Source organism: Roseibium sp. TrichSKD4, assembly GCF_000148725.1.
Taxonomy (GTDB): domain Bacteria; phylum Pseudomonadota; class Alphaproteobacteria; order Rhizobiales; family Stappiaceae; genus Roseibium.
In genome coordinates, this window is the sequence record NZ_GL476317.1 from 1 (window position 1) to 13,446 (window position 13,446).

At 54.4% G+C, this 13,446-nt stretch carries 10 protein-coding genes, 1 tRNA gene and 2 pseudogenes; 8 read left to right on the forward strand and 5 right to left on the reverse strand.

Features of this window, described 5'->3' with window-relative positions; genetic code table 11:
• Window positions 1-294 precede the first annotated feature (294 nt).
• A complete protein-coding gene (locus TRICHSKD4_RS14945; protein WP_009467706.1) occupies window positions 295-1,839 on the reverse strand; it encodes a cryptochrome/photolyase family protein in 1,545 nt (514 codons plus the stop codon).
• Window positions 1,840-2,063: 224 nt separating this feature from the next.
• Between TRICHSKD4_RS14945 and TRICHSKD4_RS14950 the strand changes: the two genes are divergently transcribed.
• A tRNA-Arg gene (locus TRICHSKD4_RS14950) sits at window positions 2,064-2,140 on the forward strand.
• Here TRICHSKD4_RS14950 and TRICHSKD4_RS28250 read toward each other — a convergent pair.
• From TRICHSKD4_RS28250 to TRICHSKD4_RS14965, 4 genes are all read right to left on the reverse strand, one after another.
• On the reverse strand, window positions 2,141-2,773 hold the full coding sequence (locus tag TRICHSKD4_RS28250; protein ID WP_009467708.1) for a tyrosine-type recombinase/integrase: 633 nt from the start codon (window positions 2,771-2,773) through the stop codon (window positions 2,141-2,143). It abuts the tRNA gene before it with no gap.
• 108 nt (window positions 2,774-2,881) lie between these two features.
• Complete coding sequence (locus TRICHSKD4_RS28255) at window positions 2,882-3,229, reverse strand: hypothetical protein (RefSeq protein WP_009467709.1); 348 nt, start codon at window positions 3,227-3,229, stop codon at window positions 2,882-2,884.
• Window positions 3,213-3,425 (reverse strand): transcription factor iiib subunit, encoded by a 213-nt coding sequence (locus tag TRICHSKD4_RS14960; protein ID WP_139052153.1) that lies wholly within the window; start codon window positions 3,423-3,425, stop codon window positions 3,213-3,215. Before TRICHSKD4_RS14960 ends, TRICHSKD4_RS28255 begins: the two co-directional genes overlap by 17 nt.
• Window positions 3,426-3,461: 36 nt before the next feature.
• Entirely contained in the window at window positions 3,462-4,049 is a 588-nt protein-coding gene (locus tag TRICHSKD4_RS14965) for a hypothetical protein (protein ID WP_009467711.1), read from the reverse strand.
• A gap of 178 nt (window positions 4,050-4,227) precedes the next feature.
• Between TRICHSKD4_RS14965 and TRICHSKD4_RS14970 the strand changes: the two genes are divergently transcribed.
• The 7 genes and pseudogenes from TRICHSKD4_RS14970 to TRICHSKD4_RS30815 all read left to right on the forward strand — a co-directional run bounded on the left by TRICHSKD4_RS14970 (window position 4,228) and on the right by TRICHSKD4_RS30815 (window position 13,408).
• Entirely contained in the window at window positions 4,228-4,815 is a 588-nt protein-coding gene (locus TRICHSKD4_RS14970; protein WP_009467713.1) for an ANTAR domain-containing response regulator, read from the forward strand.
• Between the two features lie 3 nt (window positions 4,816-4,818).
• Complete coding sequence (locus tag TRICHSKD4_RS14975; RefSeq protein ID WP_009467714.1) at window positions 4,819-5,925, forward strand: CmpA/NrtA family ABC transporter substrate-binding protein; 1,107 nt, start codon at window positions 4,819-4,821, stop codon at window positions 5,923-5,925.
• A 405-nt stretch (window positions 5,926-6,330) separates the two neighbouring features.
• Window positions 6,331-7,665, forward strand: coding sequence for a CmpA/NrtA family ABC transporter substrate-binding protein (locus TRICHSKD4_RS14980; protein ID WP_139052158.1), 1,335 nt, complete (start codon window positions 6,331-6,333; stop codon window positions 7,663-7,665).
• Between the two features lie 83 nt (window positions 7,666-7,748).
• Window positions 7,749-8,831, forward strand: coding sequence for an ABC transporter permease (locus tag TRICHSKD4_RS14985; RefSeq protein ID WP_009467716.1), 1,083 nt, complete (start codon window positions 7,749-7,751; stop codon window positions 8,829-8,831).
• 10 nt (window positions 8,832-8,841) lie between these two features.
• Window positions 8,842-10,603: pseudogene (locus TRICHSKD4_RS14990) on the forward strand (ABC transporter ATP-binding protein).
• A gap of 16 nt (window positions 10,604-10,619) precedes the next feature.
• Window positions 10,620-13,069, forward strand: a pseudogene (gene nirB, locus TRICHSKD4_RS14995) (nitrite reductase large subunit NirB); the annotation flags it as partial.
• 24 nt (window positions 13,070-13,093) lie between these two features.
• A complete protein-coding gene (locus TRICHSKD4_RS30815) occupies window positions 13,094-13,408 on the forward strand; it encodes a nitrite reductase (NAD(P)H) small subunit (protein WP_009467719.1) in 315 nt (104 codons plus the stop codon).
• The last annotated feature ends 38 nt before the right edge of the window (window positions 13,409-13,446 follow it).

Here is a 13,446-nt window from a genome sequence, read left to right on the forward strand (position 1 = left end):
TTTTTCACTAGATCTTTTTCAAGATCACCATACCCCTAATTCAAACCATTGTTAATAAGCCTTTATTTCTCATTTCCCCACTCGGTAATTACACCAGGTGAAGCTGATATTACCGTTATCACCCCACAGTTTAACCCGCCGCTTCGCATCGGACAGCACGGCTTTGAACGTCTCAAACTGCCGATGAGAACACCATAGAATCAGGCGACTAGAGTGGCCGTCAGCTGCGCTAAAACCACTTCCTGTCATCGAATCGCAAATGTGAAAAATTTACTTTCTGGCGTGAAAAACGGTCTAAAGACGGCCTTTCCCACACAGCTTCTCTAAATTTTTTTCAGCTTGTTCAAGGTAATCCCGCCTTCGCTCAGCAGGCATCTTTTCCCAAGTGCAATACACCATTTGCATCCTGTGGTTGCTTTTCAATTTTTCTGAATTGCGCGCCACAAAGTGCCAGTAGAGGCTGTTGAACGGACAGGCGTCCTCCCCTGTCTTCTGTTTCACGCGATATCGGCATGCTCCACAGTAGTCGGACATCTTGTCAATGTATGACCCACTGGCGGCGTAGGGTTTGGACCCCAGCAGCCCTCCATCGGCGAACTGGCTCATGCCCAAGGTGTTGGGAAGCTCGACCCATTCAAAGGCGTCCGCATAGACAGCCATATACCACTCATGCACTTCGCGAGGGTCGACCCCGGCAAGCAGCGCAAAATTGCCTGTCACCATCAAGCGCTGAATGTGATGCGCATAGGCCTCTTCGCGCGTTTGTGTGATCGCCTCTTTCATGCAGAGCATGTCTGTATCCGCGCTCCAATAAAAGTCCGGGAGGGCGCGCTTTGCGGCAAAATGATTTTGCTGCAGATATTCAGGCATTTTCAACCAATAGATCCCGCGCACATATTCCCGCCAGCCTATGATCTGACGAATGAACCCTTCAGCCGCATTGATCGGGACATGACCAGCCTCAAAAGCTTCCTCGACCCGTCGGCACAGTTCGAGCGGATAGAGCAGTCCTGCGTTCAAATAGGCCGATATGATGGAATGGTAGAGAAATTTCTCACCGCGCAGCATGGCATCCTGATAGTCCCCAAACTGCGGCAGAGTCGTTTCGACAAATCGATCGAATGCTAAAAGTGCTTGGTCGCGGGTAACAGCAAACCAAAAGGGTTCGAGATCGCCAAAGTGGCTCGAAAACCTCTCTTTGACTAGGTCCAACACATCCGTTGTCACAGTATCGGATTCAAAACGTGCTGGTTGGGGTTGGAACAGATTGGATGGCACGGGCTTTCTGTTGTCCGCATCAAAATTCCATTTTCCGCCGACCGGTTGGCTACCATCCATAAGCAAGCCGGTCTTGCGCCGGACCTCGCGATAAAAATACTCCATGCGCAATTGTTTGCGCCCATACGCCCAGTTCTCAAATTCTTCGAGGCTGATAATGAACCGATCATCGGGCCGGATCTCGACCGCAACGCCAAAATCCGCCTCCCAACGGCGCGCCATTTCCAACACGCGCCATTCACCGGGATGACACAGGAGCAGTTTTTCCGGCTGCCACGCCTTGATCGCCCGCTGAACTTCTCCTGAAAACGTCCCGGTATTATCGGGATCATCCATCTTCACATAGCTGACAGACCATCCCCGTTGGCCCAATTGGTCAGCAAAATGCCGCATGGCAGACAGCAGGAAAGCAACCTTCTTTTTGTGATGACGAATGTGCGTTGCTTCTTCCTGCACTTCGACCATTAAAATCCGGTCGAGCGCTGGATCGAAGTCACGCAAGGACGAAATATCTGCCGACACCTGGTCGGCCATAATAAGTACGAGATTGCGAAGCGGCATTGAAATCCATTGTGTTTGGTTTTCATCTGCCTACGCACAAGGCAGGCCGCCGTATCACAATTCCCGATGTTTTTGGCCTGCTCCAGTCAATTCAAATACGGCTACCAGCCACGGTGCAACCGTCTAAAAAAGGTTTTGAAGAAACCTAAAGAAAGCCATTGCCCGAGGCCGGGCAATCAGGTATCAGAGCGATCTATCCGCGCTGCGACCTTTCGCGGCTGCAAGCACCCGTAGCTCAGCTGGATAGAGCGCTGCCCTCCGAAGGCAGAGGTCAGAGGTTCGAATCCTCTCGGGTGCGCCATCACTTAGCATGATTTTGCCTTTCCTGTTTTGCAGCCCGTTTTGCAGAATTTGTTTCCAATACGTTCTCAAACTTGGCAATGGCGTTGTCCGCCATGGTTGATGTGCGGGCGAGATATTTGTCCAGAATGTCCTGCGCTCTCCGCAACGAGTGGCCAGTGATGGAAACGATTCCCCCAAGATTGCAGCCCGCCTGAAACAGCATGGTCACGGTCGTTCCGCGAATGTCATGGAAGTGGAGGTCTTCATTCCCTGCCTCCTTGCAGGTCTTTTCCCATTGGAGCGCGAAATAGCGCTTTTGAAATGCGCGGCCTGTCTTGGTGGTAAGAATGAGCGTCGCGCGCTTCGGCAAGCCATCCAAGGTCTCCTTGAGGGCCTTGGTGCATTTGATGGTAACCAGCCGCCCTTTCGGCTTTCCGCGTCTCGTTTTGCCTTGATAAAGCGAGATGCGCTCACCATCGTAGTTGTTCCAATTGAGCAGCAAGAGATCCCCACGTCGTTGCCCGGTGTGCAGCGCGAGGACCATCGCCAATTTCATCTCCGGGCTGGCAACGGCCATGAAAGCGTCGACATGCTCCGGCAGCCAGATCTTGTCTGAACGGTCGCTTTGATAGGCGCGCTCAAAGCCATCCATGACATTGCGTCTAAGCGGACCATCCCGCGTTGCCCATGACAGGATGCGGGCAAGGACTGTGACCCGGTTGTCGGCCTCACGCGGTTTTTCTTCCGAAAACTGGTCATGTCATTTGATGACCGCCCGCCGAAACGCCTTGTCTTCCAAGGCGGGGTAAGGACAAGTGCCGAACTGATCTTCCCAGAAGGTGAAGATGCGCCTGTATTCTGCCTTTGTGGATTCAGCCAGCCGCCGCCATTTGGCCGTTTGTTGAAACTCACGGATCAATCCGGCGAGTGTGCCCTTGTCTCGTTGGCGGGTCGATGCTTCAGCTGCTGCAATTGAAGCCAGGAATTCAGGAGACCCAGGTAGCCCCTGAAGGCGTTTGCCGGTAGCCCTGTGATAATAATAAGTCCGCACTTCGCCGGTGGCGAGTTTGCGTTTGATGGTGTTGATACCCTTAAGATGTGTTCGCATGCTCCATCTCCCATTGTTCGAATGGTGATTTGGATGGCTGCTCGTGTTCAGAGTCTTGAGGTCGGTCTTCGCCGATGATTTCAAGGCGGCCATCAGGGTGGGCAATCAGCCGTGCACATTTAAACCCGGATGTCTTGATTGCCTTGAGATAGTTTGCGGTCTCGGAGGGGCGGATGGGTCTTTGTCGCTGTGCCATGTCTTTCTTTCGTGCAATGGCAAGCAACACGAGAAACTAAGGAAGCTTTGCCCTTTTTTTGTCTTTCAACAATTCGTCCCGGAGAGTTCGAATTGCCTTTTCCTTTTCAGACTTTTGATCATCCGGCGTTTCGTCAAACCGGATGTCATCAATTCCGTGCGCCACAAAGGACGCAATGCGGGTCAGGGACACCTGTATGAACGCCATCCGGTCGCGCGCCCAGTCATCGCCATAAGCGAACCTCTCATTGTCCTCTGGACTTGCGATGAGGCTTGCGAACAGCCCGTCCGCATCAAAAACAATCCTGCAGATGTATTCCTTGTCCAGGTTCTCAGCTGCCGTCGTAAGCCAATCGCCGACCTTCGCTTCTGGCTTGTAGAACAACTGCGAAACCAGATTTGGCGAGACACCAAGCGCGCTCAAATGCGCGATCATTGTCACCGCCATGATATCGAGCGCCGAATACAAACGCCGCCGCCCTTTACCAACACTGCCCTGACTGAGGCGCAGGATTTCCCGGCTGGGGTCGGTCCAATTCTGGAGCGTTTTCGCGCTCACTCTCGTGATGCGAATGACGTCCGCCTGCGTGAACTCAGGCACTTCAATGTCAGAACTGTTACTCACGAGAAAAAACCTCGCACGAGGTTTAATTGCAGTCAAGAAGAAAACTCAGGTGAGTTTTTTGGTGGCAAGCACAGAATGTTTCGAGAAACAGTCTGGCAATTTCAAACAATCAAATCGTTACTATTGCACCGCAGCAATTTTCTTTTGCATAAAAATTGACCATGCGTAAAAATAGGGCATGGAATCGAGTTTATCTATATTGGTGATAGATGATAATGCCATACGGGCTGCCATAATCGAGCAGGGCTTGCGAGACGCCGGGCACGACAAGGTTGTCGTCGTGCAAACAGTAAATGGGCTATTGCGGCGCATTGCAGATGCGAACCCGGATGTGATTGTCATTGATCTTGAAAATCCCAAACGAGATCAATTGGAACATATGTTTCAAGTCTCCCGCGCCGTCCAACGCCCTATTGCCATGTTTGTGGACCACTCAGATTCTAGCATGATTGAAGCTGCCGTTGATGCAGGTGTCTCGGCTTACATCGTCGACGGCTTGAAACGGGAGCGTGTCAAGCCGATCCTTGACATGGCTATCAGTCGTTTCCGTGCCTATTCCAAACTCACCCAGGACTTAAAAGACGCGCGTACTGAGTTGGCTGATCGCAAAACGATTGATCGCGCCAAAGGTATTCTCATGAAGACTAAAGGGCTGAGTGAGCAACAGGCCTATGATCTCCTGCGTAAAACAGCGATGAGCCAAAGTCGGAAAGTTATCGAGGTAGCTCAAAGCCTGAACATCGCCAGTGGTTTATTGGGAGATTAAGCCATGAAGAAAACTCCGCCCGTTGTAATTGCAGGCTTTATTCCTCTCCTCGACAGTGCCGTTCTGGTGGCAGCCCTTGAAAAAGGTTTTGCCAAAGACCACGGCATTGATTTGCAATTGGTGCGAGAAACCTCCTGGGCCAATATTCGAGACCGAGTTGCCGTCGGCCATTTTGATGTTGCCCACATGTTGGCCCCTTTGCCGATCGCCTCAACATTACAGCTTACAAATCTGGCCGTGCCGATGCTGACGCCGATGGTGTTGGGGCTTGGCGGTAACGCGATCACTGTTTCATCGGAAGTCTGGTGGCATATGAGAGACTTTGGAGCCGAGGTAGATGGGGACCCGGTCTCTACAGGCTTGGCATTTGCAAAGTTGATTGCGCGACACAACTCAATGAACAAAAAAACCTTGCGGCTGGGGGTTGTTCACCCGTTTTCTGGCCATGCCTACGAACTGCGCTACTGGCTGAAGGCAGCAGGCATCAACCCTGACGAGGAGGTCCAAATTTCAGTGCTTCCTCCGCAGTTGATGCCGGATGCTCTGGCCACGGGGCAACTTGATGGTTATTGCGTTGGTGAGCCTTGGAACACAGCATCAGTTCAAACCGGGGTAGGGCGCATTGTAACCTACAAACAGGCGATTTGGCCGAACAGCCCGGAGAAGGTGCTTGGGACGACAAAAAGATGGGCTACTCAGAATTCGGAAACTTTGACGGCGTTGTTGCAAGCTTTGTCAGCTGCAGCGGACTGGTGTGGCATCCCGTCAAACGTCGGCGAGTTAGCGGAAATATTATCGTCGGAACCATATCTGAATTGCCCTCCCGAGATCTGCCTGCCCGCGTTGACAGGACAAATTCAATTCGATGCGGAAACATCCAGGCTTATTCTGGACTTTCTTTCGTTTTCAGGCGGAAGTCATGCGCTTCCAAACCCTGCCCATGCTGTTTGGTTTTATGAGCAGATGCTTCGTTGGGAACAGGCTGATGTATCCGAGTCGAGTTTGTTCCTAGCCAAATCTGTCTTTGATCCAGATTACTTCAGGAACGCGTTAGGCTTTAGCGAAGAGCCCCCTGTTGCGGTACTGCCCTTTGCTGATATGGCGAGTTAAGACGAGTATTCGCTGCGATGCACAAAAAAGCATCATCAATTGCCGCATTCTCAGCCAAATCCAGTTTCAAGCTATCGTTTGAAAAACCTTCGAGATTTTTAAGTTATTGCTTTAAAAAGATAAATTAACGTAGTGAGAAACTGGCACACTTCCTGCCAATTGATTTCCAAGGCCAAAGACGGCCTCTGAAACATTTGCACCCAAAGGCGGGTGCCTTGGCAAAGCCGCCGTTTTGATCTGACGCCACTCCTCCCGAGCGCCGGATCAAACGGCGGCTTTTTGTTTGTTTGCCCTGCTTCAAAAAGCGGTGGTAGCAAGAAAGGAACATAGGACGTGACGGATAGAAAAAATACGCGGTTTGGTGCGTGGTTGGCAGTTACAGCGTTTTGTGCAGCAACCGCATTGATGCCGATTACGGCTGCGAACGCCGACATGCTCGATGTTGAAAAAGACGAGCTGACCTTCGGTTTTATTAAGTTGACAGACATGGCCCCGCTCGCAGTGGCATACAAGCTTGGGTATTTTGAAGACGAAGGTCTCTTCGTCACTCTGGAGCCACAGGCGAACTGGAAGGTCTTGCTGGATAGGGTCATCACCGGGGAGCTGGATGGCGCCCACATGCTGGCAGGGCAGCCTCTGGCCGCCACTATCGGTTTCGGCACAAAAGCGCACATCGTTACGCCGTTTTCGATGGATCTCAACGGCAACGGCATCACCGTTTCCAACGAGATTTGGGAAATGATGAAGCCGAACATCCCGAAAATGGATGACGGTCGCCCGCAACACCCGATCAGTGCTGCCGCGCTCAAGCCGGTGGTCGACAAATTCATCGAAGAAGGCAAGCCGTTTAATATGGGCATGGTCTTCCCGGTCTCAACCCACAACTACGAACTGCGTTACTGGCTCGCCTCCGGCGATATTCATCCGGGTTTCTATTCTGAAAAGGATATTTCTGGTCAAATAATGGGGGAAGCCCTTCTATCAGTGACACCTCCACCGCAAATGCCGGCGACTTTGGAAGCAGGCACAATCTATGGCTACTGCGTCGGTGAGCCTTGGAACCAACAGGCGGTCTTCAAAGGTATAGGTGTTCCGGTCATCACCGATTATGAAATCTGGAAGAATAACCCGGAAAAAGTTTTCGGCCTAACCAAGGAATTCACTGACGAAAACCCGAACACGACACTCGCCATCACCAAGGCGCTAATCCGTGCAGCCAAGTGGCTGGATGAGAACGATAACGCCAACCGCATGGAAGCGGTCGAGATCCTGGCCCGGTCCGAATATGTCGGGGCAGATGCTGATGTAATCGCCAACTCGATGACGGGCACATTCGAATATGAGAAGGACGATAAGCGGGACGTTCCGGATTTCAACGTCTTCTATCGCTACTACGCGACATACCCATATTACTCCGATGCTGTTTGGTATCTGACCCAAATGCGCCGGTGGGGTCAGATTTCCGAATACAAGCCAGACAGCTGGTACGACGAAGTTGCCAAGTCTGTGTACCTGCCGGAAACCTACCTGAAAGCTGCCCGTATGCTGGTCGATGAAGGTCACGTGGCCGAGGATGACTTTCCTTGGGACAGCGACGGTTACCGCGCACCAACTCCTGCAGCCGATATCATCGACGGCATTCCCTACGATGGCAAACAACCGAACGCCTACATCGATAGTCTGCCGATTGGCTTGAAAGGCAAGCAGGTCGTAGACGGCAACAAAGTGGTCGGTGGTTAATCCGTGACTGTGGGAGCGGCGGTGAACATCTCGGCCGCTCCACCTCCCCAACACCAGAATTCAAACGTTAAGGGACGCCACCGATGGCCAATGCCGACACTGCTAGTTCCCCGGATCTTGCCCCGGCCGCCCGCAAGGAAAAACTCTTCACCTCGATCAACAAGGCCGGTGGCTGGCTGGATGCGCTCGGCTTTTCCTGGCTGGTCCCACTTCTGAAAATCGCCGCTGGCGACAGCCCGAAAGAACAAATGGGCGAGCTCAAGCGAGTGCTCGTGATCCCGCTGATCGGTATACTGGCGTTTCTTGCCATGTGGGCAGCGCTCGCACCGCAAGTCCAGACATCCCTTGGCGCTGTACCAGGGCCAGCACAAGTTTGGACCCAAACGGTCAACCTTTGGGAAGATCATCTGCGCGAACGCGAAAAGGCCGAAGCCTTTTATGAGCGACAGGATGCGCGCAACGCCAAGTTTGCCGCAGAAGGCAAAACCGAACGGATCAAGCAGCGAGCCTATACAGGTAAGCCTACCTATATCGACCAGATCGGCACGTCTCTCAAAACCGTCGGTCTCGGTTTTCTGATTGCGACAATCATCGCCGTGCCCCTCGGCATTGCCTCGGGTTTGTCGCGCACCTTCAACGGCGCCATCAATCCACTCATTCAGATCTTCAAGCCGGTCTCGCCGCTCGCCTGGCTGCCGATCGTCACGATGATAGTTTCGGCAACATACGCTAACCCTTATGACTGGTTGTCGAAATCCCTTTTGATCTCAGCTGTCACCGTGACCCTTTGCTCCATGTGGCCGACCTTGATCAACACGGCGCTGGGCGTGGCGTCTGTCGACAAGGATTTGATGAATGTGGGTCGTGTTCTCCAACTACCGACATGGAAGACCATCACCAAGCTGGTGTTACCCTCGTCCTTGCCTCTGATTTTTACAGGATTGCGCCTGTCGCTCGGTGTGGGCTGGATGGTGTTGATTGCCGCTGAAATGCTCGCTCAAAACCCCGGTCTTGGAAAGTTTGTCTGGGACGAGTTCCAGAACGGATCCTCTCAATCATTGGCAAAGATCATGGTTGCTGTCCTGACCATCGGCATCATCGGATTCATGCTCGACCGGCTGATGTTCGCTCTCCAGCGTGCCTTCACGTTCTCGGCTAACCGGTAAGGAGAACCCGATGTCCTTTTTGGAAATCTCCGGCGTCTCGAAGTCTTACGGTGAAGGCGCCAACCGCACCGATGTTCTGGACGACATCAATCTCAAGGTCGACGAAGCCGAGTTCATTGCCATCGTCGGGTTCTCCGGGACCGGGAAGACGACACTCATCTCTCTGCTTGCGGGCCTGATCGAACCGGACACCGGCGGGATCATCTTCAAGGGCAAGGAGATTGACGGACCGAGTTCGGACCGGGGTGTCGTCTTTCAATCCTACTCCCTGATGCCATGGCTTTCGGTCACCGGAAACGTAGCCCTCGCGGTCGACAGTGTCTTCAAGAAGAAGAGCGCCAGGGAGCGCAAGGAAATCTGCGACAAATACATCGAGATGGTCGGTCTGGCCCACGCCAAAGACCGCAAGCCGGCGGAACTTTCCGGCGGCATGCGACAGCGTGTAGCGGTCGCCCGGGCACTCGCCATGCAGCCTGAACTCCTGCTGCTCGATGAACCGCTGTCCGCCCTCGACGCCTTGACCCGCGCCAAACTGCAAGATGAATTTGCAGCGATCTGCGAGCAAGAAAAGAAGACCATCGTTCTCATCACCAATGACGTGGATGAGGCGATCTTGTTGGCAGACCGGATTATCCCGCTCAAACCCGGGGCCACTGCAACGTTGGGGCCGGAATTCACTGTTCCGTTCAAGCGCCCCCGCGAGAGGGGTGAACTCAATCACGATGAGGATTTCATCAGGCTTCGGGCAGACATCACCGAATATCTGATGGGGGTTGGGGCCGAACGGGGCTCGGATCTGGAACGCGACATTGTCCTGCCGAACATCGTGCCGATCACACGGCGATTGAAGGCAGATGACAAGTTGCCGGCCGTTTATGAAAAAGCCGCAGTGACACTGAAAGAAGAGCGTTTCTTGGAGTTCTCCCAGCTCAAGAAGGTCTATCCGACACCTAAAGGTCCGTTGACTGTTGTCGATGGGTTTGACTTGAAGATGAACAAGGGCGAGTTCATCACGCTGATCGGCCATTCTGGCTGCGGCAAGTCGACGGTTCTGTCCATGGTCGCAGGTCTCAATCCGATTACCGAGGGCGCCATCATCCTTGACGGCACGCACGTCACACAGGCCGGCCCCGACCGGGCTGTCGTGTTTCAGGCACCGAGCCTGATGCCCTGGTTGACGGCCTATGAGAATGTCGCCCTTGGCGTCGACAAGGTCTATCCGGATGCGTCGAAGCAGGAAAAGCGAGACGTCATCGAATACTATCTGTCCAAGGTCGGCCTTGCCGATGCCATGCAAAAACCGGCAGTCGATCTGTCCAACGGCATGAAGCAGCGCGTCGGGATTGCCCGAGCCTTTGCTCTATCGCCAAAACTGCTCCTACTCGATGAACCATTCGGCATGCTCGACAGCCTGACACGCTGGGAATTGCAGGACGTTCTGATGGACGTCTGGAAGCGCACACAGGTAACGGCGATTTGCGTCACCCATGATGTCGATGAGGCGATCTTGCTCGCCGACCGGGTGGTGATGATGTCGAACGGCCCAAATGCGCGGATCGGCAACATCATGGATGGTGGATCTGCCACGCCCACGGTCGCGCAAGGACCTTCTCGCCCACCCGGATTATTACGCCTACCGCGAAGAACTACTCGACTTCCTTGAAGCCTATGAGGGCGGCGCGGATCCGAGTGAAGACCAACTCAAATCCATCCAGGAAAAACGTGCTGCCCGCATGGCCCGTCAAAAGGCCTCGATCGAAGCAGCAGAATGAAAGGGGGATGGCAATCATGAATAAACAAAAGCTTGTCATCATCGGCAACGGCATGGCACCGGGCCGGATGCTGGAGCACCTGTTTGATCAGGACAAGGACGCTTATGACGTCACCATTTTCAATGCCGAACCACGGGTGAACTACAACCGGCTGATGTTGTCCCCTGTCCTCTCCGGTGAAAAGTCCTATGAAGACATCATTACCCATGGTGACGACTGGTACGCTGAGCATGGCGTAACCCTGCACAAATCGGCCCGGGTCTCGGATATTGACCGGGCTTCGAAAACCGTCACATCGGAAAACGGTATCACTGCTCATTACGACAAGCTGGTGATTGCGACCGGGTCGAACCCGTTCATCATCCCGCTGCCGGGCAAGGACCTCAATGGCGTCCTCACCTATCGCGACCTCGATGATGTCGACCAGATGCTGAACGCCGCGAAGGACGGAGGCCGCGCTGTAGTAATTGGCGGGGGACTGCTTGGCCTTGAAGCCGCAGCTGGTCTGAAGATGCAGGGCATGGAGGTCACGGTCCTTCACCTGATGCCGACGCTGATGGAACGTCAGCTCGATCCGGCAGCCGGGTTTCTGCTGGAAGAAGAATTCAACCGGCGCGGCATTGATGTGCGCACCAAAGCCAACAGCCACGAGATCGTCGATGACGGTGCCGGGAACGTCAAAGGTATCCGGCTGGATGACGGAACTGAGATCGAAGCCAGCATCGTTGTGATGGCGGTTGGCATTCGCCCGTCAGCCGATCTTGCAAAGACGGCCGGACTGGATGTGAACCGCGGCATTCTCGTTGATTACACCATGCGCACAGCCGACCCGGATATTTATGCCCTCGGCGAATGCGTGGAGCACAATGGCCAGTGCTACGGCCTGGTTGCTCCGCTCTACGAGATGGCCGAGGTCATCGCGAACAATCTTCTTGGTGGCGCCTCCGAGTACTCTGGCTCGGTGACGGCAACCAAACTGAAAGTCACCGGCGTTGATCTTTATTCGGCAGGCGATTTTGCCGAAGGCGAAGACCGTGAGGAAATCGTCCTGCGCGATGCGTCCGCCGGGGTCTATAAGCGCCTGGTGCTGAAGGACAACAAGATCATTGGCGCGGTGCTTTACGGTGAGACAGCCGATGGCCCGTGGTTCTTCGATCTTTTGAAAAAACAATCAGATGTCTCGGAAATGCGGGAGACCTTGATCTTCGGCCAGGCGTATCAGGAGGGCGCCCCCCTGGACCCTACGGCGGCCGTTGCAGCCTTGCCGGATGATGCGGAAATCTGCGGCTGCAACGGCGTATGCAAATCAAAAATCGTTGGCGCGATCACCGAAATTGGTCTGAACACCATTGATGACGTGCGGGCCCACACCAAAGCTTCAGCTTCTTGCGGGACCTGCACCGGATTGGTCGAACAGCTGATGCAGGTAACTCTTGGCGATGCCTACAATCCGTCCGCTGTGACGCCGATGTGCGGCTGCACGCATCTCGGACATTCGGACGTCCGCCGGTTGATCAAGTCCAAGGTACTGAAGACCATTCCAGCCGTCATGCAAGAGCTGGAATGGACCTCTTCCGGCGGCTGCGCCAAGTGCCGCCCGGCGCTGAACTATTACCTCGTCAGCGATTGGCCCGATGAATATGCGGACGACTATCAGTCTCGCTTCATCAACGAGCGCGTCCACGCGAACATCCAGAAAGACGGGACCTATTCCGTTGTGCCGCGCATGTGGGGCGGGATGACGTCCTCCAAGGAGCTGCGCGCGATTGCCGATGTCGTCGACAAGTTCAACATACCTGCGGTGAAGTGCACCGGCGGCCAGCGCATCGACATGCTGGGCATCAAGAAAGAAGATCTGCCCGCCGTCTGGGCCGATCTCGGCAAGGCCGGTTTTGTCTCCGGGCAGGCTTATGCGAAAGGTCTTCGAACCGTGAAGACTTGCGTCGGCACGGACTGGTGCCGGTTTGGAACCCAGGACTCTACGGGTCTCGGCATACGGATCGAGAAATTCATGTGGGGGTCCTGGACACCTGCCAAACTGAAGCTGGCTGTCTCCGGGTGCCCGCGCAACTGCGCCGAAGCAACCTGCAAGGATATCGGTGTTGTCTGTGTCGACAGCGGCTTCGAGATCCACTTTGCTGGCGCGGCCGGGCTCGACATCAAGGAAACCGAGGTTCTCGGTCTCGTCAAAACCCAAGATGAAGCGCTCGAACATATCGTCGCGCTCACGCAGATGTACCGCGAGCAGGGTCACTACCTGGAGCGGATCTACAAATGGGCCAAACGCATCGGCTATGGCGAGATCCGCCGTCAGATCATGGACGACACGGACAAGCGCAAAGCTTACTACGACCGTTTCGTCTTCTCCCAGAAATTCGCCCAGGTCGATCCGTGGTCGGAGCGCGTTTCAGGCAAGACAAGCACGAGTTCAAACCGATGGCAGTACTCACACGGGAGGCGGCGGATGACGCGGAACTGAAGAATTGGGTCGTGATCGGTAACCTGACCGACATCCCGCGCGAAGCGCCCGGTAGTGAAACCGATGCGGGCTGTATGCTTTGTCCGCACTGTGACGATGAAGTCTTCGCACTGGACGACCGCTGCCCGCATAAGGGTGGTCCGCTCAGCCAGGGCATTGTCCATGGCACATCGGTTACCTGTCCCTTGCACAACTGGGTGTTTGACCTGGCAACGGGTCTTGCAACCGGTGCCGATGAAGGCGCGGTCCCGGTGACGGCCGCTAAAGTCGAGGGCGGCAAGGTGCTCCTTGCCGTCGACGATCTGGCACGCCGGTCGGCAAGCTGACCGCGTCCATCCAATCAAAATTCGAGGAAAGCCCAAGG

Bases quoted from the DNA above. Each gene is read 5' to 3' on its own strand.
- TRICHSKD4_RS14945 (WP_009467706.1), bottom strand. From the start codon at position 1,839: ATGCCGCTTCGCAATCTCGTACTTATTATGGCCGACCAGGTGTCGGCA.
- TRICHSKD4_RS28250 (WP_009467708.1), bottom strand. From the start codon at position 2,773: ATGGATGGCTTTGAGCGCGCCTATCAAAGCGACCGTTCAGACAAGATC.
- TRICHSKD4_RS28255 (WP_009467709.1), bottom strand. From the start codon at position 3,229: ATGCGAACACATCTTAAGGGTATCAACACCATCAAACGCAAACTCGCC.
- TRICHSKD4_RS14960 (WP_139052153.1), bottom strand. From the start codon at position 3,425: ATGGCACAGCGACAAAGACCCATCCGCCCCTCCGAGACCGCAAACTAT.
- TRICHSKD4_RS14970 (WP_009467713.1), top strand. From the start codon at position 4,228: ATGGAATCGAGTTTATCTATATTGGTGATAGATGATAATGCCATACGG.
- TRICHSKD4_RS14975 (WP_009467714.1), top strand. From the start codon at position 4,819: ATGAAGAAAACTCCGCCCGTTGTAATTGCAGGCTTTATTCCTCTCCTC.
- TRICHSKD4_RS14980 (WP_139052158.1), top strand. From the start codon at position 6,331: ATGCCGATTACGGCTGCGAACGCCGACATGCTCGATGTTGAAAAAGAC.
- TRICHSKD4_RS14985 (WP_009467716.1), top strand. From the start codon at position 7,749: ATGGCCAATGCCGACACTGCTAGTTCCCCGGATCTTGCCCCGGCCGCC.